Annotated in this window: 18 protein-coding genes; 15 read left to right on the top strand and 3 right to left on the bottom strand. The window is 66.9% G+C overall.

The annotated features are described in order from the left end of the window. The first annotated feature begins 3 nt into the window (after positions 1-3). From ACXAGF_RS18235 to lpdA, 5 genes are read left to right on the top strand one after another with little or no spacing between them, the layout of a single operon-like run. Complete coding sequence (locus ACXAGF_RS18235; RefSeq protein WP_475018789.1) at positions 4-414, top strand: MAPEG family protein; 411 nt, start codon at positions 4-6, stop codon at positions 412-414. Between the two features lie 41 nt (positions 415-455). Then, the gene (locus tag ACXAGF_RS18230) at positions 456-1,091 is read left to right on the top strand and encodes a LysE family transporter (protein ID WP_475018788.1); all 636 of its coding nucleotides are present in this window, start codon (positions 456-458) and stop codon (positions 1,089-1,091) included. A gap of 4 nt (positions 1,092-1,095) precedes the next feature. Beyond that, positions 1,096-1,602, top strand: coding sequence for a hypothetical protein (locus tag ACXAGF_RS18225; protein ID WP_475018787.1), 507 nt, complete (start codon positions 1,096-1,098; stop codon positions 1,600-1,602). Beyond that, positions 1,599-2,351, top strand: a complete 753-nt coding sequence (locus ACXAGF_RS18220) for an SDR family oxidoreductase (RefSeq protein ID WP_475018786.1) — start codon at positions 1,599-1,601, stop codon at positions 2,349-2,351. Before ACXAGF_RS18225 ends, ACXAGF_RS18220 begins: the two co-directional genes overlap by 4 nt. Positions 2,352-2,374: 23 nt before the next feature. Further along, on the top strand, positions 2,375-3,781 hold the full coding sequence (gene lpdA / locus ACXAGF_RS18215) for a dihydrolipoyl dehydrogenase (protein ID WP_475018785.1): 1,407 nt from the start codon (positions 2,375-2,377) through the stop codon (positions 3,779-3,781). A gap of 114 nt (positions 3,782-3,895) precedes the next feature. Here the strand turns inward: lpdA and ACXAGF_RS18210 are convergent, their stop codons facing one another. After that, entirely contained in the window at positions 3,896-4,972 is a 1,077-nt protein-coding gene (locus ACXAGF_RS18210; protein ID WP_475018784.1) for a TraB/GumN family protein, read from the bottom strand. Positions 4,973-5,126: 154 nt separating this feature from the next. Continuing rightward, positions 5,127-6,062, bottom strand: coding sequence for a tyrosine recombinase XerC (locus ACXAGF_RS18205; protein WP_475018783.1), 936 nt, complete (start codon positions 6,060-6,062; stop codon positions 5,127-5,129). Between the two features lie 130 nt (positions 6,063-6,192). Here ACXAGF_RS18205 and ACXAGF_RS18200 point away from each other — a divergent pair, with 130 nt between their 5' ends. The 10 genes from ACXAGF_RS18200 (at position 6,193) to ACXAGF_RS18155 (ending at position 18,005) form a co-directional block, all read left to right on the top strand. Further along, complete coding sequence (locus tag ACXAGF_RS18200) at positions 6,193-7,095, top strand: GNAT family N-acetyltransferase (RefSeq protein WP_475018782.1); 903 nt, start codon at positions 6,193-6,195, stop codon at positions 7,093-7,095. Between the two features lie 54 nt (positions 7,096-7,149). Then, positions 7,150-8,283 (top strand): AAA family ATPase, encoded by a 1,134-nt coding sequence (locus tag ACXAGF_RS18195; protein WP_475018781.1) that lies wholly within the window; start codon positions 7,150-7,152, stop codon positions 8,281-8,283. Between the two features lie 52 nt (positions 8,284-8,335). After that, positions 8,336-10,540, top strand: a complete 2,205-nt coding sequence (locus tag ACXAGF_RS18190) for a primosomal protein N' (RefSeq protein ID WP_475018780.1) — start codon at positions 8,336-8,338, stop codon at positions 10,538-10,540. A 164-nt stretch (positions 10,541-10,704) separates the two neighbouring features. Next, the gene (locus ACXAGF_RS18185) at positions 10,705-11,088 is read left to right on the top strand and encodes an AGROH133_08824 family phage infection protein (protein WP_475018779.1); all 384 of its coding nucleotides are present in this window, start codon (positions 10,705-10,707) and stop codon (positions 11,086-11,088) included. Positions 11,089-11,349: 261 nt separating this feature from the next. Further along, positions 11,350-11,916, top strand: coding sequence for a F0F1 ATP synthase subunit delta (locus ACXAGF_RS18180; protein WP_475018778.1), 567 nt, complete (start codon positions 11,350-11,352; stop codon positions 11,914-11,916). Further along, the gene (gene atpA, locus ACXAGF_RS18175; protein ID WP_475018777.1) at positions 11,916-13,445 is read left to right on the top strand and encodes a F0F1 ATP synthase subunit alpha; all 1,530 of its coding nucleotides are present in this window, start codon (positions 11,916-11,918) and stop codon (positions 13,443-13,445) included. Before ACXAGF_RS18180 ends, atpA begins: the two co-directional genes overlap by 1 nt. A gap of 27 nt (positions 13,446-13,472) precedes the next feature. Next, complete coding sequence (locus ACXAGF_RS18170; protein WP_475018776.1) at positions 13,473-14,345, top strand: F0F1 ATP synthase subunit gamma; 873 nt, start codon at positions 13,473-13,475, stop codon at positions 14,343-14,345. 26 nt (positions 14,346-14,371) lie between these two features. After that, positions 14,372-15,892, top strand: a complete 1,521-nt coding sequence (gene atpD, locus ACXAGF_RS18165) for a F0F1 ATP synthase subunit beta (protein ID WP_475018775.1) — start codon at positions 14,372-14,374, stop codon at positions 15,890-15,892. A 69-nt stretch (positions 15,893-15,961) separates the two neighbouring features. Then, positions 15,962-16,366 (top strand): F0F1 ATP synthase subunit epsilon, encoded by a 405-nt coding sequence (locus tag ACXAGF_RS18160; protein WP_475018774.1) that lies wholly within the window; start codon positions 15,962-15,964, stop codon positions 16,364-16,366. A gap of 211 nt (positions 16,367-16,577) precedes the next feature. Then, positions 16,578-18,005, top strand: a complete 1,428-nt coding sequence (locus tag ACXAGF_RS18155) for a mannose-1-phosphate guanylyltransferase/mannose-6-phosphate isomerase (protein WP_475018773.1) — start codon at positions 16,578-16,580, stop codon at positions 18,003-18,005. A 12-nt stretch (positions 18,006-18,017) separates the two neighbouring features. Here the strand turns inward: ACXAGF_RS18155 and ACXAGF_RS18150 are convergent, their stop codons facing one another. Continuing rightward, complete coding sequence (locus tag ACXAGF_RS18150; protein ID WP_475018772.1) at positions 18,018-18,794, bottom strand: metallophosphoesterase family protein; 777 nt, start codon at positions 18,792-18,794, stop codon at positions 18,018-18,020. Positions 18,795-18,798: the final 4 nt, after the last annotated feature.

The following is an 18,798-nucleotide window of genomic DNA, read 5'->3' as shown; positions in this document are numbered from 1 at the left end:
GCAATGGAGGCAGCTGTCCCCGCATCGTCCCTCGTCCACCTCGTGGCGTGGAGCGCGGCGCTGCTCGCCTTCCAAATCGCCCTCCAGGGCTTGCTGTCCACGCGGGACGTCGGTGCCGCGTGGAATGCCGGGCCGCGCGACGGCACGCGCAAGCCGGTCGGTATCGTCACCGGCCGGGCCGAGCGTGCGCTTGCCAATCTGCTTGAAACCTACCCCGCCTTCGTCGGCCTGGCGCTCGGCCTCGCCATCGCCGGCGACCCGACCGGTTGGGGATATCGCGGCGCGCTGCTCTGGCTCGGCTGCCGCATCGTCTATCTTCCACTCTATCTCGCGGGCATCGCCTACGTCCGGTCGCTGGTATGGCTGGGCGCGCTCGCGGGGCTCTTCTTCATGTTCGCCGCCCTCGTGCTATAACCGACGCGCCCTGCTCGTTCGACGCGCACCGGAGACCTGAGATGCATACCTATCTGATCGAGCTTGCCTCCCTGATGGCGATCTTTTCCTTCGCCATCGTCTCTCCGGGCGCGGACCTTGCCATGGTCATGCGCCAGTCGATCGTGCATGGCCGCCGCGCGGCGATCATCACCGCACTCGGCATCGGCACCTCGCTGACGTTCCACGTCAGCTATACCACCCTGGGGCTCGGACTGATCATTTCCCAGTCGATCTATCTCTTCAACATCGTCAAGTGGTGCGGCGTCGCCTATCTCGTCTATATCGGCGTCAAGGCGCTGCGGGCCAGCCCGACGGAGATCGGCGCCGTGACCGCCACGGCCGGAACGAAGCGCCAGACGGCCTTTCGCGCCTTCGGCCTCGGCTTCATGGCGAACGCGCTCAACCCCAAGGCGGTGTTCTTCTTCCTGTCGATCTTCTCGACCGTCGTCGACGCTCATACGCCGATGCTGGTCAAGTTCGGCTACGGCCTTGTCATGGCGACCTGCCTCATCGCCTGGTTCGTCGGGGTGTCGCTGTTCATGACGACGCCGAGGATGCGGGCGGCCTTCTCGCGCGCCAGCCAGTGGATCGACCGCGCCAGCGGGGTGGTGTTCATTGCCCTCGGCATCAGGCTGGCGACGGAGCGGGCCGGCTGATCCCATGAACCTCCGCGCCCTCCCGACAGCCTCGGTCCTTTCGGCCCTTGCGGCGAACCCCGTGCCTGCCGCGGTCTGCACGCAGGAGCACGCGATCTATGCCGACCGGGATGGCGCCTATGAACTTGCCTTCTCGCCCGTCGGTTCCGAAGCGGCGGCGGTCACCCACCGCTTCCGCATGCGGGCGGTCAAGGGCGATCTCGTGCTCGACGGTCACATCATGATGGGCGAGGAGGTCACCCGCTCGATCGGCATGGTCATGCACAACTGCCCCGAGGGCGATGTGACCGGCGCCGAGATCGCCGCCTGCACCGTCTGGCAGGGCGTGGCCTATCCGATCGACGCAACCGGCACGCCGGGTGAGGTGATCCCGGCCGAAGGGGACGCCGCCGCAGACCGGCTGCTTTTCGCGGGCATCGGCCCGAGCTTGCGCTTTTCCAGCGCCTGGGAAGCAGGAAAGCTTTCCGTCGCCCCGTGGGACGTGCTGGACTTCAAGGAGTGTGGCCAATGACGGAACATCCGGTCCTTCTGGTGACGGGGGGCAGCCGCGGCATCGGCGCCAGCGTCTGCCGGCTGGCTGCCCGATCGGGCTGGCAGGTCGCGGTGAACTACGCGTCGAACGGTGACGCCGCCCAGGCGGTCGTGGACGACATCCGAGCCGCCGGCGGCTCGGCGGTGGCCATCGAGGGCGACGTCGGCACCGAGCTCGGCCTCGCCTCGATCTTTTCCGCACTGGATGCGACCTATTCGCGCCTGGACGGGCTCGTCAACAATGCCGGCATCATTGGCCAGCCCGCGCGCCTCGACGAGGTCAGTACCGAACGTCTCGACCGCATGTTCGCCGTCAACGTGATCGGGTCGATCCGCTGCGCGCAGGAGGCGGTGCGGCGCATGTCGACGCGCCACGGCGGCCGCGGCGGGGCGATCGTCAACCTCTCCTCGATGGCCGCCCTGATCGGCGCCGCCGGCCAATATGTCGACTATGCCGCCACCAAGGGCGCGATCGAGAGCTTCACGACCGGACTGGCCCGCGAGGTCGCGGCCGAGGGCATCCGCGTCAACCTGGTGCGGCCGGGCATCATTGACACCGACATCCACGCCTCCGGCGGATTGCCGGACCGGGCGCGCGAGATGGCGCCGTATATCCCGATGCAGCGGCCCGGAACGCCCGACGAGGTGGCGCAATCGATTCTCTATCTACTCTCCGACGCGGCCTCCTATGTGACCGGGGCCGCCCTCAACGTAAGCGGCGGCAGATAGCCCCGCGCCCAGGAAGGACAATCATGGCTTACGATCTCGTTGTTATCGGTTCCGGACCCGGCGGCTACGTCTGCGCCGTCAAGGCGGCGCAACTCGGCCTGAAGGTCGCGGTCGTCGAGAAGCGCGCGACCTACGGCGGCACCTGCCTCAACATCGGCTGCATCCCGTCCAAGGCGCTGCTGCACGCCTCCGAGATGTACCACCACGCCGCCCATGGCATGGACGCGCTCGGGATCGAGGGGGTGGCGCCGAAACTCAACCTTGAAAAGATGATGGGCCACAAGGACGCGACCGTTAAGTCGAATGTCGACGGCGTCGCCTTCCTGTTCAAGAAGAACAAGATCGACGCCTTCCAGGGCAGCGGTACGGTGCTCGGAGAGGGCAAGGTCGCCGTCATCGGCGACAAGGGCGAGGAACAGACCCTCGAGGCGAAGGCGATCGTCATCGCCACCGGATCGGACGTCGCCGGCATTCCGGGCGTATCGGTCGACATCGACGAGAAGGTGATCGTTTCCTCGACCGGCGCGCTCGCGCTCGACAAGGTGCCGCAGAGCCTCGTCGTTGTCGGCGGCGGCGTGATCGGGCTCGAGCTTGGTTCGGTGTGGCTGCGGCTCGGCGCGAAGGTCACGGTGGTCGAGTATCTCGACACGATCCTCGGCGGCATGGACGGCGATGTCTCCAAGCAGTTCCAGCGCATGCTCGCCAAGCAGGGCATGGACATCAAGGTCGGCGCCAAGGTTACCGGCGTGGAGAAGACCGGCAAGGGGGCAAAGGTTACGTTCGAACCGGTGAATGGCGGCGACGCGGAAACGATCGAGGCCGACGTGGTGCTGATCGCCACCGGCCGCAGGCCCTATACCGAAGGCCTCGGTCTGGCCAAGGCGGGCGTGGTTATGGACAAGCGCGGGTTCATCGAGATCGACGGCCATTTCCAGACCAGCATCACCGGCGTCTATGCCATCGGCGACGTCGTGCGCGGCCCGATGCTGGCGCACAAGGCCGAGGACGAAGGCGTGGCCGTGGCCGAAATCATCGCCGGCCAGGCCGGGCACGTGAACTACGAGGTGATCCCCAGCGTGGTCTACACCCAGCCGGAGGTCGCCTCCGTCGGCCGGACCGAGGAGGAACTGAAGGCCGCCGGCGTTGCCTACAAGGTTGGCAAGTTCCCGTTTACGGCAAACGGCCGCGCCCGCGCGATGCTGGCGACCGACGGGTTTGTGAAGATCCTGTCGGACAAGGAGACGGACCGCGTGCTCGGCGGCCACATCGTCGGCTTCGGCGCCGGGGAAATGATCCACGAGATCGCGGTGCTGATGGAGTTCGGCGGCTCCGCGGAAGATCTCGGCCGCACCTGCCACGCGCACCCGACGATGTCCGAAGCCGTCAAGGAAGCGGCGCTGGCGACCTTCTTCAAGCCGATCCACATGTGAGCGGCCGGCGCGCGCCTGGACGGTCGAGAGGCGCGACAGAGCAAGGGTGGCTTTTCAGCTGGCCCGGGTGCCTGGCTCGAAGGTGACGGGAACGGCCGCGCTGCTGCGCGGCCTTCAGTGGACGCGGCTCACCGCGTAGCCGGCGTTGCGCAGCAGTTCGACGAGACCCTCTCGGCCGGGCAGGTGAAGCGCGCCGACGGCGACGAAGGCATTGCCGCCGTCCAGGATCGGTGCGACGCGCTCGGCCATGCGATGGTTGCGGTCGGTGATGATCCGCCGTTCGAAGTCGGCATAGCCGTCGTCGCCCTCCCCTTCGGGCACGGCCGCCCGCATCATGGGCATGATCATGCCGGTCTCGCCGGCGAGATACAGCTGGCTCATCGTCTCGATCACGTCCTCGATGGCATCGCCGAGCTGGACCGTCTGAATGAGACCCGCCAGTTGCGGCTCGATCGGCAGAGCGTCCATCGCCGTGATTTGTTCGAGCAGCGTTTCCAGCCCCTTGAGGGCCTTGCCGTCGGCGAGCGCGTCCTTGGCCAGGCGCTGGTCGAGGAAGGCGGCGCCGGCCTGCTTGCGCGCCATCTCGCACGCCGGCAGCGCGACGAAGCTTGCAATCATCCACGGCTTCATGCGTGAAACCGCCGACAGCGACAGGCCGCGCGCCTTCAGACCCTCGGCAAGGATGGCAGCGTCCTCGTCCCCAAGCAGCCCGGGGATGGTGCGGCCGTCGGTGAACATGGTCAGGTCCGGGCGCGCGAGCAGGGCGGCGCTGGCCTTGCGCTCGTCGGCGATCTCGTCGGATTCGACCACCACGGTGCCAGCATGCGCGTAGGCGGCGCGCGCGCCAACGGGCATGGCCAGCACGCGCGGGTCGGTGACGTGCATGGTGCCGAGCAGGAAGGACGGCGGCACGCCCGCCTTCTCGATCCTCCAGAAGATACCCTCGCCATTCGGCGTCGCCCGTGCGGTCTCTACCAGCCGATCGAAGGCGTCCGGGTCGCTCGCCTGCATCTGCAACAGCAGGTTTTCGCCGCCGCAGACAGGCTCCCGGGCTGCGGCCGGTGACAGCGCCAGCAGGACGAGGAGGAACGTGACGGCGGCGATCGCGTGGACGGCGGCCGCGACCCACAGCGCCGAGTCCGCGATGCGGTCGGCAAGGCTGATCCGGTCTTGGTAGGGCAAATGGTCCATGGCGCTTACATCCTCGAGTTTGCCTGACCCTAACGGGCGGCCTCCTCACAATCCTTTAACGCGCAGCGACAAGCCTGGAATGCGCAGCGGCGAGGGCTCGGCACGATCACCTTGCCTCCTCCTGCCACGACGGGGCGGCAAATGCGTGGCGGCGTCAGGCGCGCGGGTGGGCCCGGTCGTAGATTTCCAGGAGCCGCGCCGCATCGACGCCGGTATAGACCTGGGTGGTCGAGAGGCTGGCGTGCCCCAAAAGTTCCTGGATCGTGCGCAGGTCGCCGCCGCCGGCCAGCAGATGGGTGGCGAAGGAATGACGCAGCGCATGCGGCGTGGCGCTGTCCGGCAGGCCAAGCGCGCCGCGCAGCTTTTGCATCTCGCGCTGGATGATCGCCGGCTGGAGCGGGCCGCCGCGGGCACCGCGAAAGAGCGGTTTGTCGCTGGCGAGCGGGTAGGGGCAGAGGCCGATATAGTCGGCGACACCCTGCCGGGCGGCGTCGAGCAGCGGCACGATCCTGGTCTTCCCGCCCTTGCCGGTGATCCGCAATGCAGGCGCGCCATCGGCGAAATCGCCGGGCGTCAGCGACAGCGCCTCGGAGATGCGCAGGCCGCAGCCGTAGAGCAGCGTCAGCACCGCGGCGTTGCGAAGGCTGACCCATGGCTCCTCGGCGAGCTGTGCGCCGGCGTCGACGACGGAGAGGGCCTGCTGGTCGCTCAGCGGCTTCGGCAGCGATTTCGGCTGCTTCGGCGAGCGGATCGCCGCCGCGCCGGCGGCATTGGCCAGGCCCTTGCGCTCGAGGTGGCGCAAAAAGGATCGCAGGCCGGCGAGGCCGCGCCCGAGCGTGCGGGCGCCGGCGCCGTCGCGTCGGCGCGCGGCCAAGAAGCCGCGCAGGTCGGCAGGGCGCAGATTGTCGATGTCCTTGAGCCGGGCCGGGCTGGCGAGATGGCCGGTCAGAAAGGCGAGGAACTGACGGGTGTCGCGCTCATAGGCCTCCAGCGTGTTGGTGGAAAGACGGCGTTCCCCGTCGAGGGCGGCAAGCCAGGCCGCGCGCTCGTCGAGCAGCTCCTGGTCGGCGATGATAAGCAATTGGTCCATCGTCGTTCCGAACTGGTGTCGCGCCATCCTTGCGCCATCGCGGTTAGGGATTCGCTAACATTGACTTCGCAACTGTCACGCTTAGATCATAAGGAACTGCGATACGGGGCTGAACTCGACAGGCGGACCCATGACCAGGCGTGATTCGGCAACGACACTCGCACACTTCGCTGAGACTCTGGCGCTCGTCTCGCAAGGACAGCCGGGACACATCGTCGATACGCTGATTGCCGAGCGCGGCACCCGTATCGTCCGCCACCCGCTCTGGCCGGCGCTGCGGCCTGTGCTCTACACCCTGCTCAACTACCGGCGCGCGATCGAATTCGCCGATGCCGTGGCCAACATGCCTGGTTTTCAGGCGTTCGAGTTCCTGAGCGATGTGCTGAAGCTGGACGTGGCCGTGCGCAAGCCCGAGCGCATACCGGGTGGCGGCGGGTTCCTGCTGGTCAGCAATCATCCGACCGGCATTGCCGACGGCGTCGCCGTCTTCGACCTGCTGAAGCATCGCCGGCCGGACATGATGTTCTTTGCCAATCGCGACGCCATCCGCGTCAACCCGCGCCTGGTCGAGATGGTCATCCCGGTGGAGTGGCGCGAGGAGCACAAGAGCAAGCTCAAGACGCGCGAGACGCTGCAGATCACCAATCGCGCGATTGCCGAGGGCAAGGCCGCGATCCTGTTTCCCTCCGGCCGCATCGCCTACTGGGCGGACGGCCGGTTGAACGAACGGCCATGGAAGATCTCGGCGGTGTCGCTCGCGCGCAAGTACGACCTGCCGGTCCTGCCGGTACACATGAAGGCGCGCAACTCGGGCCTGTTCTATTGGCTGGCCAGGTGGTCGACGGAACTGCGCGACATGACCGTGTTCCACGAGCTGCTGAACAAGCGGACCAACCGGTTCGAATTCACCATCGGCAAGCTGATACAACCGGACAAGCTGGCGGGCGATCCGGTCGAGGTCACCAGGGCGCTGGAGCATCACTGCGTGACGGCGCTTGCCGACGATCCGGACGCGCCATTCCTGCACCACTGAGCGCAAGGCGCATTTCCCCTTTTCTCCGACCGGCGGAATCGCTTAGGTGAAGCGATGATGCTGCGCTCCATGCTTGCCGAAAACTATCGTTCGCTGCGGTCGATCCGCATGGATCTCGGCCGGGTGAACCTGTTCGTCGGCGAGAACGGCACCGGCAAGTCCAACCTATACCGCTCGCTTCAGCTCGTGCAGGCCGCGGCGAACGGATCGCTGGCGCAGGAGATCGCGGCCGAGGGCGGGATGGCCTCGGCGCTGTGGACCGGCCGCCGCCGCCCAAGCGAGCCCGTGCGCATCCGGCTCGCGGCGGAACTGCTCGACGAGCAACGCGCCATCACCTTCCGCTACGCCATCGAGGCCGGGCTGCGGCCGCCGGCCGCGGCCGGCTTTGCCTTCGAGCCCCAGGTCAAGGCGGAGGAACTGACGGTCGAGACCGGGCGGCGGCCGGTGACGATGCTGAAACGGGCCGGCCCGGCGATCATGGTGCGCAACGAAGCCGGGCGCATGGAGGACCATCCGGACCAAGCTTTGGCCTCCGAAACTGCGCTCGCCCTTCTCGGGGACGCCGGCCACTATCCGGAGATCGGCACCTTTCGCCGCGCGCTCCTGCAGTGGCGGTTCTTCCACGGCTTTCGCACCGACCGCCAGTCGCCGCTGCGCCAGCCCTGCCTCGCCGTGACCGCGCCGCTGCTGGACGAGGACGGCGGCAACCTTGCCGCGGTGTTCGCAACGCTTGCCCACATTCGCCAGGACACCACCGAACTCGACCGGGCGATCGCCGATGCCTTCGAGGGCGCCGTCCTGTCGGTGCCGGCGCCGGGGGAGGTTGCCTGCTTCGGTCTGCGCTTCCCGCAGTTCCCGCAGCGCCTGTTCCAGCCGTGCGAACTGTCGGACGGGCAGATCCGCTTCCTGGCGCTGGCGGCGGCGCTGCTCTCCTACCGCAGTCCGCCGCTGGTCGCGCTCAACGAGCCGGAGGCGAGCCTGCATCCCTCCATGCTGCCCTCGCTGGCCGCCATGATTGCACGTGCGGCCGGTGACAGCCAGGTCTGGCTCGTGACCCACTCGGAGCTTCTGGCGCGCGAAGTGGAGCAGCGCTGCGGCGTGCGGGCGCGGCGGGTGATCCGCAGTGACGGCGCCACCTGGATCGACGGCATGCGGCTGACCGGCGAGATCGCGGAGGCGGACGATTGAGCCCGCGGCCTGGGGAGGCGATCCGTCCGCTGCGGTGCGGGGCCGGTGCGCGATGAACCGATTGTCCGATGATCTCTTCGGCGGGCCGCCGAAGCCGCGCACGGTGCCGGTGCTGGTGCCGATGCCCGCGCCGCGGCCCTATTCCTATTCCGTGCCGGACGGGATCAGCGTGGAACCGGGCTCGATCGTCCAGGTGCCGCTCGGATCGCGCCTCGTCGCCGGCGTCGTCTGGGACCGCCACGGCGCGGACGATGTCGACCCGAAGAAGCTGCGGCCGATCGAGAAGGTGTTCGACTGCCCGCCGCTGACGCGGGAAATGCGTGCCTTCGTCGACTGGGTCGCGGCCTATACGCTGACGCCGCCGGGCCTGGTGGCGCGGATGGCGTTGCGCGCGCCGGCCGCGTTCGACCCCGAGCCGATGGTGGAGGCCCTGCGTTTCACCGGCATTTTCCCGGAGCGCATGACGCCCGCGCGCGAGCGCGTGCTGGCGCTGGCCGGGGAAGGGGCGGCCTGGACACGATCCGGCCTCGCCCATGCGGCCGGCGCGTCCTCGAGCGTCATCGACGGCCTCGCCGCGCAGGGCAGTTTCGAGACGGTGTTCCTGCCGCCGCCGCCGGTGGTGGCGCGGCCCGACCCGGACTACGCCGCGCCGCGGCTCGAAGGGCCGCAGACCGATGCCGCCGCGGATCTGGTCGAGCAGCTGCGCGCCGGCGGCTTCGGCGTGGCGCTGATCGACGGCATCACCGGTTCGGGCAAGACCGAGGTCTATTTCGAGGCGATCGCGGAAACGCTGCGGCGGGGGCAGCAGGTGCTGATCCTGCTGCCCGAGATCGCCTTGACGGCGAGCTTTCTCGAGCGCTTCCAGGATCGCTTCGGCGCCAAGCCCGCGGAGTGGCATTCGGACCTGCCGCCGCGCATGCGCGAACGGGTCTGGCGGCAGGTGGCGACCGGCGAGGTGCGTGTCGTCGCCGGTGCACGCTCGGCGCTGTTCCTGCCGTTCGAGGACCTGGGTCTCGCCGTCGTCGACGAGGAGCACGATCCCGCCTACAAGCAGGAAGACCGGGTGTTCTACAACGCGCGCGACATGGCGGTGGTGCGCGCCCGCATCGGCGACTTTCCGACCGTGCTGGTGTCGGCGACGCCATCGGTGGAAAGCCGGGTCAATGCCGACAGCGGACGCTACCGGCCGCTGCACCTGCCGGTGCGCTTCGGCGCGGCGGCGCTGCCGGACCTGCATCTCGTCGACCTGCGCCGGCATCCGCCCCAGCGCGGCGGCTTTCTCTCGCCGGTCATGCTTCGGGCAATCGGCAAGACGGTCGAGCGCGGCGAACAGGCGCTGCTGTTCCTGAACCGCCGCGGCTATGCGCCGTTGACGCTCTGCCGCGTCTGCGGCCACCGCTTCCAGTGCCCGCAATGCTCGAGCTGGCTGGTCGAGCACCGCTTCCGCGGCCAGATCCAGTGCCATCATTGCGGCCATGCGGAACGCACGCCGGAGGCCTGCCCCGAGTGCGGAACTTTCGATCACCTGGCCGCCTGCGGTCCCGGCGTAGAGCGCATCGCCGAGGAGGTGGAGAAGCACTTCCCCGACGCGCGCACGATCGTGCTGTCCTCGGATCTGATGGGGGTCAAGCGGCTGCGCCTGGAGCTGGAGGCGATCGCCAGGGGCGAGGCCGACATCGTCATCGGCACCCAGCTGGTGGCGAAGGGCCACAATTTCCCGCTGATGACGCTGGTCGGCATCGTCGACGCCGACCTCGGGCTGTCGAACGGCGACCCGCGCGCAGCCGAACGCACGTTCCAGCTGCTGTCGCAGGTCACCGGCCGCGCCGGACGCACCGGGCTGAAGAGCCACGGCCTGATCCAGACTTACCAGCCGCTGCATCCGGTCATGCAGGCGATCGTCTCGGGCGACGCCCGCGACTTCTACGCACGCGAGATCGGCGAGCGGGAGAAGGCGCTGCTGCCGCCGTTCGGCCGGCTCGCCTCCGTGATCGTCTCGGCCGACGGCCGGGCCGAGGCGGAGGGCCACGCCCGCGGCCTGCGCCAGGCCGCGCCCGGGGTTTCCGGCATCGCCATTCTCGGCCCCGCCGAGGCGCCGCTGGCGCTGATCCGCGGCCGGCACCGCTTCCGTCTGCTCGTCCACGGCCAGCGCACCAGCGACATGCAGGCCTACCTGCGGGCGATGCTGGCGAACGGACCGAAGGAACGAGGGTCGATCCTTGTGCAGGTCGACATCGATCCGCAGAGCTTTCTCTAGGAGTCCGACAAGGGCCGGTGGCACGGTGTCACATTGTCGCATGCCGGCCCGCTTCTGGTGCGCGCCGCGCCGCCAAACTCGTGCAAAACCGCCACCAGCCGATTCCGTGCGACGTATGATTGTGCGATAAGGCCAGCGGATCAGGGCTGCACCGGGGAGCGCTCATGGAATTCTACATCCCGACCGATACGGGGGAACTCCTTGCCTTCTGCGGGGCAATCGCGGCGCTGCTGTTAGGCCTGGTCGGGCTGTTCGCCCCGCGCACGTCCCTGCGGCTCAACGGCCTGCAACTGCGTGACGGCAGCGCCGAGGGGTATGCTGCGGCACGCTCGCTCGGCGGGTTCCACGCGGGTCTGGCGCTGTGCGCCGTCATGGTGGCGCAGGACTGGACCTACCTTGCGGTCGGGTCCGCCTTCGCGCTGGCCGCCTTCGGGCGCATCCTGTCCATGATGTCGGACGCTTCTTTCAGCGCCAAGAGCCTTGTCCTTCTCGCGGTGCAGCTGGTGCTGTCGGGGCTGCCGCTCGCCCATGTTTTCGGGCTCGTGTGAACGGATCCGTCTCGCGCGGGGCCATTTTCGCCAGGGCGGATTCATTTTCGCCAGAATTCGCGTCAAGGCTGTTCGACTTATCACGGATTCCTGTGCCTGCGCGTGTTGCGAGTCCGAAGTTCCTATGCTAGACGAACCGCGAATTTCAGAAATAGCGGGCGTCCAGCCTTGCGAGAACTGAAAATAATCGCAACGAATTCAGGGTGTTGGGTTTCCGGTCCGGCCGCAAGCTGCCGCTCTGAATGAAAATAAGAGAAGCTTGTGCCCGTGGCAGACACATCCCAGCTTATTTCCGGTGTTGCAGAAAGGTATGCGTCCTCGCTGTTAGAGCTCGCGCTCGAGGCCGGCAACGTCGATGTGGTGGGTTCGGACCTGAGCCGCTTCCAGGCGATGATCGATGACAGCGACGACCTGAAGCGGCTGATCCGGAGCCCGGTGTTTTCCGCCGAGGATCAGACGAAGGCCATCGCGGCGATCGTCGAAAAGGCCGCCGTCCTGCCGCTGGTTGCAAACTTTCTGAAGGTTGTGGCATCCAATCGCCGGCTGTTCGCCGTGCCGGGCATGATCAAGGCCTATCGCGCCCTGGTGGCGCGCCATCGCGGTGAAATCGCCGCTGAAGTAACCTCCGCGCATGCCCTCACGAGCGCGCAGGAGACCGAATTGAAGGCGGCGCTGAAGAGCGTCACCGGCAAAGACGTGGCGATCGCCGTCACCGTCGACCCGTCTATCCTCGGTGGTCTGATCGTCAAGGTCGGGTCCCGTCAGATCGACACTTCCCTTCGCACCAAACTCTCTACCCTTAAGCTTGCACTGAAAGAGGTCGGCTGATGGATATCCGCGCCGCGGAAATTTCCGCAATTCTCAAAGATCAGATCAAAAACTTCGGCAAAGAGGCGGAAGTCTCGGAAGTCGGCCAGGTGCTTTCCGTCGGTGACGGTATCGCCCGCGTCTATGGCCTCGACAACGTGCAGGCCGGCGAAATGGTCGAATTCCCGGGCGGAATTCGCGGCATGGCGCTGAACCTCGAAAGCGACAATGTCGGTGTCGTTATCTTCGGCTCGGACCGTGACATCAAGGAAGGCGACACCGTCAAGCGGACCGGCGCCATCGTTGACGTTCCGGTCGGTCCGGAACTGCTCGGCCGCGTCGTCGACGCGCTCGGCAACCCGATCGACGGCAAGGGTCCGATCAACGCCAAGAAGCGCGCCCGCGTCGACGTCAAGGCGCCCGGCATCATTCCGCGCAAGTCGGTGCATGAGCCGATGTCGACGGGCCTGAAGGCCATCGACGCGCTGATCCCGGTCGGCCGCGGCCAGCGCGAGCTCGTCATCGGCGACCGCCAGACCGGCAAGACCGCGATCATCCTCGACACCTTCCTCAACCAGAAGCCGATCCACGACAACGGCCCCGACCAGGACAAGCTCTACTGCGTCTACGTCGCCATCGGCCAGAAGCGCTCGACCGTGGCCCAGTTCGTCAAGGTGCTCGAAGAACGCGGCGCGCTGCCGTACTCGATCATCATCGCGGCAACGGCGTCCGACCCGGCGCCGATGCAGTACCTGGCGCCGTTCGCCGGCTGCGCGATGGGCGAATACTTCCGCGACAACGGCCAGCACGCCCTGATCGGCTACGACGACCTGTCGAAGCAGGCCGTCGCCTACCGCCAGATGTCGCTGCTGCTGCGCCGTCCGCCGGGCCGCGAAGCCTATCCGGGCGACGTCTTCTACCTGCACTCCCGCCTGCTGGAGCGCGCGGCAAAGCTGAACGACGACAACGGCGCCGGCTCGCTCACCGCACTGCCGGTCATCGAGACCCAGGGCAACGACGTTTCGGCGTTCATTCCGACCAACGTGATCTCGATCACCGACGGCCAGATCTTCCTTGAGACCGACCTGTTCTACCAGGGTATCCGCCCGGCCGTGAACGTCGGCCTGTCGGTGTCCCGCGTCGGCTCGTCCGCGCAGATCAAGGCGATGAAGCAGGTTGCCGGCTCGATCAAGGGCGAGCTTGCGCAGTACCGCGAGATGGCGGCCTTCGCCCAGTTCGGCTCGGACCTCGACGCTGCGACGCAGCGCCTGCTGAACCGCGGCGCCCGCCTGACCGAACTCCTGAAGCAGCCGCAGTTCTCGCCGCTGAAGACGGAAGAGCAGGTCGTGGTGATCTTCGCCGGCGTCAACGGCTACCTCGACAAGCTGCCGGTCAGCCAGGTCGGCAAGTTCGAGCAGGGCCTGCTGGCCTACATGCGTACCGAGGGCAAGGCGATCCTCGACACGATCCGTACGGAGAAGGCCATCAGCGACGACACCAAGGGCAAGCTCAAGGCTGCTCTTGAAGCCTTCGCCAAATCCTTCGCCTGATCGGCTCCATTCGAGGACGGACAACGGATGCCTTCACTTAAGGATCTGAAAAACCGGATCGCCTCCGTCAAGGCGACGCAGAAGATCACCAAGGCGATGAAAATGGTCGCCGCGGCGAAGCTTCGGCGTGCGCAGGAGGCGGCCGAGGCCGCGCGGCCCTATTCACAGCGCATGAGCGCAGTTCTGGCCAATATCGCCCAGGCGGTCGGCCAGGACGAGAGCGCGCCGCGCCTGATGACGGGCACCGGCCGCGACGACGTGCACCTGCTCGTCGTCTGCACGGCCGAGCGCGGCCTGTGCGGCGGTTTCAACTCGCAGATCGCCCGTCTCGCCCGCGATCACACGCGCAAGCTTCTCGCCAACGGGAAGACCGTCAAGATCATCTGCGTCGGCAAGAAGGGCTTCGATATCCTTCGCCGCGAGTACGCCTCGCTGATTGTCGACCGTGTCGATCTTCGCGAGGTCAAGCGCATCGGTTTTGCCAATGCCGACGAGATCGGCCGCAAGGTGATCGGACTGTTCGACAAGGGCGAGTTCGACGTCTGCACGCTGTTCTACTCCGAGTTCAAGTCGGTTATCGCGCAGATCCCGACCGCCCAGCAGCTGATCCCGGCCACCGCCGGCGAGGCGGCGGAGCAGTCCGACGCGATCTACGACTACGAGCCCGATGCGGCTGCGATCCTCGGTGATCTCATCCCGCGCAACATTTCCGTCCAGATCTTCCGGGCCCTGCTCGAGAACGTCGCCGGCGAAATGGGCGCCAAGATGAGCGCCATGGACAATGCGACGCGCAACGCCGGTGAGATGATCAACAAGCTGACGCTGAACTACAACCGCCAGCGCCAGGCTCAGATCACCAAGGAACTCATCGAAATCATCTCGGGCGCTGAAGCGCTCTAAGGACCAGGACCAAGAGGGTAAGAATCATGGCTAAGGCAGCTACCCCGAAAGAAACCGCAGCGGAAAAGAAGCCCGCTGCCCCGCGCAAGACGGCAACTGCTAAGGCCGCATCGACGTCCGTTTCAACCGCTGGCGCAAAAGGTCGGGTGACCCAGGTCATCGGTGCTGTCGTCGACGTCGCCTTCGACGGCGATCTTCCGCTCATCCTGAACGCGCTGGAAACCGACAACAACGGCAACCGCCTCGTTCTCGAGGTCGCGCAGCACCTCGGTGAAAACACCGTGCGCACGATCGCCATGGATGCGACCGAGGGTCTCGTTCGCGGCCAGCCGGTCGTCGACACGGGCGGCCCGATTTCGGTACCGGTCGGCGACGAGACGCTCGGCCGCATCATGAACGTCATCGGCGAACCGGTCGACGAAGCCGGCCCGCTGAAGACCAAGGCCAAGCGCGCGATCCACCAGGAGGCGCCGGCCTATGTCGAACAGTCGACCGAAGCCCAGATCCTCGTCACCGGCATCAAGGTCGTCGACCTGCTCGCGCCTTACGCCAAGGGCGGCAAGATCGGCCTGTTCGGCGGCGCCGGCGTCGGCAAGACCGTTCTGATCATGGAACTGATCAACAACGTCGCCAAGGCGCATGGTGGCTACTCGGTGTTCGCCGGTGTCGGCGAGCGCACCCGCGAGGGCAACGACCTCTATCACGAGATGATCGAGTCGGGCGTGAACAAGCTCGGCGGTGGCGAAGGCTCCAAGGCAGCGCTCGTCTATGGGCAGATGAACGAGCCGCCGGGTGCACGCGCACGCGTCGCCCTGACCGGCCTGACGATTGCGGAAGACTTCCGCGACAAGGGCCAGGACGTGCTGTTCTTCGTCGACAACATCTTCCGCTTCACCCAGGCCGGCTCGGAAGTGTCGGCGCTGCTCGGCCGCATCCCGTCGGCCGTGGGCTACCAGCCGACACTGGCGACCGACATGGGCCAGATGCAGGAGCGCATCACCACCACGACCAAGGGCTCGATCACGTCGGTCCAGGCCATCTACGTTCCGGCCGACGACTTGACCGACCCGGCACCGGCAACCTCGTTCGCCCACCTCGACGCCACGACCGTTCTGTCGCGTTCGATCGCGGAAAAGGGCATCTACCCGGCCGTGGATCCGCTCGACTCGACCTCGCGCATGCTCGACCCGATGATCGTCGGCGAAGAGCACTACGAAGTCGCCCGCAAGGTGCAGGGTACGCTGCAGCGCTACAAGGCCCTGCAGGACATCATCGCCATCCTGGGCATGGACGAACTGTCGGAGGACGACAAGCTGGCCGTTGCGCGGGCGCGCAAGATCGAGCGCTTCCTGTCGCAGCCGTTCTTCGTCGCTGAAGTCTTCACCGGCTCGCCGGGCAAGCTCGTTCCGCTCGAGGACACGATCAAGGGCTTCAAGGGCCTCGTCGAGGGTGAGTTCGACCACCTGCCGGAAGCCGCCTTCTACATGGTTGGCTCCATCGAGGAAGCCGTCGAGAAGGCCAAGAAGCTGGCCGCCGAGGCTGCCTGATAACGCAAGCTTCGGGCGCCCGTATGCGGGCGCCCGGCTTGACCTTGAAATCTGAAGAAGTGAATGGTCATGGCCGAATTCAACTTTGAACTCGTTTCTCCCGAGCGCCTGTTGCTTTCCGGACGGGTGAACGCTGTCGTCATCCCGGCGACGGAGGGCGAGATGACCGTCATGGCCAATCACGCGCCGACCATGACGACCATCCAGCCGGGCGTCGTGACGGTGAAGTTTGCCGACGGCAAGACGGACCGTTTCGTCGTCTTCGGCGGTTTCGCCGACATCCTGCCGTCCGGCTGCACGCTTCTGGCAGAGTCCGCAGTTCACGTGGACGAAATCAGCCGCGACGATATCCTGAAGCGTGTTGAGGTTGCCCGGGCGGAGCTCGAGGCGGCATTGAACGACGAGCACCGCGCCTCGATCGAACGCTACATCGCCCAGCTCGGCACCGTGCAGGGGACGATCCTGCCGGCCTGATGGCGGGTGGACAGCTCTGCGAACCAGCCCCGCTTCGGCGGGGCTTTTTTGTTCGCAGCTGTCGACGTGGCGGCGGCAAGCCGCTTAACTACATCCCCAGTTCGGCACTACGCGGCGGACTAATTGCTTTGAAACCGGTCGGAATGCTGCTTCTATGCGCCGACCGCGGCCGGCGTGGCGGTCACGACATGCAACGTGGGACCGAGGATCGATGTCCGAGAAAATCATTCCGATCATCATGGCAGGCGGCAAGGGGACACGGCTCTGGCCGCTGTCGCGGGCGGCGGCGCCGAAGCAGTTTCTCGAGCTTCTGGGCGGCAAGACGCTGTTCCAGCGTACCCTCGAGCGGGTCGCGGACGGTGAGCGCTACGAGACGCCGATCGTCCTGACCAACGCCGAATTCCGCTTCGTGGTGGCCGAACAGGCGCGTGCGATTGACAGCACGCTGGCGCGGATCCTGCTGGAGCCGGTCGCCCGCAACACCGCACCGGCGCTGGCGGTGGCGGCGATCGTGGTCGCGCGCGAGCATGGCGAGGACGCGGTCATGCAGGTGCTGGCCTCCGACCACGAGATCAAGGCCGACGAAACCTACTTCGGCTGTGTCGACCGTGCCACGGCGGCCGCGAAGGCGGGCCGGCTGGTGACCTTCGGCATCACGCCGACCGAGCCGGCCACCGGCTACGGCTATATCGAGACCGGTGAGGCGCTGGACGGCGGCGCCTTCGCGGTCAAGCGGTTCATCGAGAAGCCGAGCCAGGACCGGGCGGCAGAACTGCTTGCCGCCGGCAACCATCTCTGGAACTCGGGCATGTTCATGCTGCCGGTGGGGCCGTTCCTGCGCGAACTGCAGCGGCTTGCGCCCGAGGTGTTCGAAGCCGCATCCAAGGCGGTTGCCGCGGCCCAGCATGACCTCGACTTCGAACGGCTCGACCCGGAAGCCTTTGCCGAGGCCCCGGACATCTCCATCGACTATGCCGTCTTCGAGAAAACGCCGATCGCGGCGGTCATTCCTTCGCCGATCGAATGGTCCGACCTCGGCAGCTGGGACTCGGTCTGGAAACTCGGGCCGCGCGACGAGCATGGAAACCTCGCCGAGGGCAGCACGACGCTGCTCGATACGCGCAACTCGCTCGTGCTGTCCAAGGAAATTCACGTGGCGGTCCAGGGCCTCTCGGACGTGGCGGTCATCGCCAGCGAGGATGCGATCTATGTCGGCCGCATGGAGGACAGCCAGAGTGTCGGCAAGCTGGTCAAGCAACTGGCCGCCACGGCCAGGACCGAACCGCTGACGAAGTCCCACCGCACCTCGTACCGCCCTTGGGGCGGCTACACGTCGGTGCTCAACGGCGACCGCTTCCAGGTCAAGCGGCTGTTTGTCACGCCTGGCAAGCGGCTGTCGCTGCAAAAGCACCATCATCGTTCCGAGCACTGGGTCGTCGTGCGCGGTACTGCCGAGGTCACGCTCGGCGAGCGGACCTTTCCGCTGCGCGAGAACGAGTCGGTCTATATCCCACAGGGCGAGGTGCATCGGCTGGCGAATCCCGGGAAGATCCTGCTGGAGCTGATCGAGGTCCAGACCGGGTCCTATCTCGGCGAGGATGACATCATCCGCATCGAAGACGAGTTCGGCCGCAACTAACCGGGAGCGGCCTCACAGCACGCGGGCGCCGGCCGCATCCACCTTCAGCACCGTCAGTCGACCGGTGAAGACGCAACCGGTGTCGATGCCGATGCGGCCCGGCGCGAATTCCGGCAGGGTGCACGGCGTGTGGCCATGCACGACGATCAGCGGCAGGCCCGGCCCGGCGCTGAGGAAGGGCTCGCGGATCCACAGAAGGTCTTCGTCCTCCTGATCCTCCAGCGCGATCCCGGGCCGCAGACCGGCATGGACGAAGACATAGTGCCCGGCCCGCAGCAGGATCGGCAGGCCGTCAAGGAAGGCGACATGCGGGGCGGGGATCGCCCGTTGCACGCGGGAAAGCAGACCCGCGTCGGCGCCGCCCGGTGTGTCGGCGACGTCGATCCCGTAGGAGGCGAGCGTCGGCGCGCCGCCAAAGTTCGGTCCGAGCCAGTACATCCACTCGGCCGGCTCGCGCAGGAAGCGCAGGAATGTGTCGTCGTGGTTGCCGCACAGCGCGATCCGGTCCAGCCCGTCGTCGTGTTCGCGGCTGAGATGGTCGAGCACCGCCGCAGCATCGGTGCCGCGGTCGACGTAGTCGCCGAGATAGACGACGAGTGCCTCGTGGCCGGAACGGGCGATGTCCTGCCTTATGCGGGCCTCGATCTCCTGCATGGCGCGGAAGCAGCCGTGGATGTCGCCGACCGCGTAGATCGCCGGCAGCGGCCCCCGAAGCGCCAGCCGCCTCCTGCCCTGGCGCCGTCCGGGCGACGGCTTCAGTTCGACCAGCCGGTCGCTAAGCTTACCCATGTCT

The organism is Mycoplana sp. ABR4_002 (assembly GCF_056159645.1).
This window is presented reverse-complemented; position numbering and strand designations above follow the sequence as displayed.

What these genes read in the sequence shown, in the direction of transcription:
- ACXAGF_RS18235 (WP_475018789.1), top strand. Translation starts at nt 4, where the DNA reads ATGGAGGCAGCTGTCCCCGCATCGTCCCTCGTCCACCTCGTGGCGTGG.
- ACXAGF_RS18230 (WP_475018788.1), top strand. Translation starts at nt 456, where the DNA reads ATGCATACCTATCTGATCGAGCTTGCCTCCCTGATGGCGATCTTTTCC.
- ACXAGF_RS18225 (WP_475018787.1), top strand. Translation starts at nt 1,096, where the DNA reads ATGAACCTCCGCGCCCTCCCGACAGCCTCGGTCCTTTCGGCCCTTGCG.
- ACXAGF_RS18220 (WP_475018786.1), top strand. Translation starts at nt 1,599, where the DNA reads ATGACGGAACATCCGGTCCTTCTGGTGACGGGGGGCAGCCGCGGCATC.
- lpdA (WP_475018785.1), top strand. Translation starts at nt 2,375, where the DNA reads ATGGCTTACGATCTCGTTGTTATCGGTTCCGGACCCGGCGGCTACGTC.
- ACXAGF_RS18210 (WP_475018784.1), bottom strand. Translation starts at nt 4,972, where the DNA reads ATGGACCATTTGCCCTACCAAGACCGGATCAGCCTTGCCGACCGCATC.
- ACXAGF_RS18205 (WP_475018783.1), bottom strand. Translation starts at nt 6,062, where the DNA reads ATGGACCAATTGCTTATCATCGCCGACCAGGAGCTGCTCGACGAGCGC.
- ACXAGF_RS18200 (WP_475018782.1), top strand. Translation starts at nt 6,193, where the DNA reads ATGACCAGGCGTGATTCGGCAACGACACTCGCACACTTCGCTGAGACT.
- ACXAGF_RS18195 (WP_475018781.1), top strand. Translation starts at nt 7,150, where the DNA reads ATGATGCTGCGCTCCATGCTTGCCGAAAACTATCGTTCGCTGCGGTCG.
- ACXAGF_RS18190 (WP_475018780.1), top strand. Translation starts at nt 8,336, where the DNA reads ATGAACCGATTGTCCGATGATCTCTTCGGCGGGCCGCCGAAGCCGCGC.
- ACXAGF_RS18185 (WP_475018779.1), top strand. Translation starts at nt 10,705, where the DNA reads ATGGAATTCTACATCCCGACCGATACGGGGGAACTCCTTGCCTTCTGC.
- atpA (WP_475018777.1), top strand. Translation starts at nt 11,916, where the DNA reads ATGGATATCCGCGCCGCGGAAATTTCCGCAATTCTCAAAGATCAGATC.
- ACXAGF_RS18170 (WP_475018776.1), top strand. Translation starts at nt 13,473, where the DNA reads ATGCCTTCACTTAAGGATCTGAAAAACCGGATCGCCTCCGTCAAGGCG.
- atpD (WP_475018775.1), top strand. Translation starts at nt 14,372, where the DNA reads ATGGCTAAGGCAGCTACCCCGAAAGAAACCGCAGCGGAAAAGAAGCCC.
- ACXAGF_RS18160 (WP_475018774.1), top strand. Translation starts at nt 15,962, where the DNA reads ATGGCCGAATTCAACTTTGAACTCGTTTCTCCCGAGCGCCTGTTGCTT.
- ACXAGF_RS18155 (WP_475018773.1), top strand. Translation starts at nt 16,578, where the DNA reads ATGTCCGAGAAAATCATTCCGATCATCATGGCAGGCGGCAAGGGGACA.
- ACXAGF_RS18150 (WP_475018772.1), bottom strand. Translation starts at nt 18,794, where the DNA reads ATGGGTAAGCTTAGCGACCGGCTGGTCGAACTGAAGCCGTCGCCCGGA.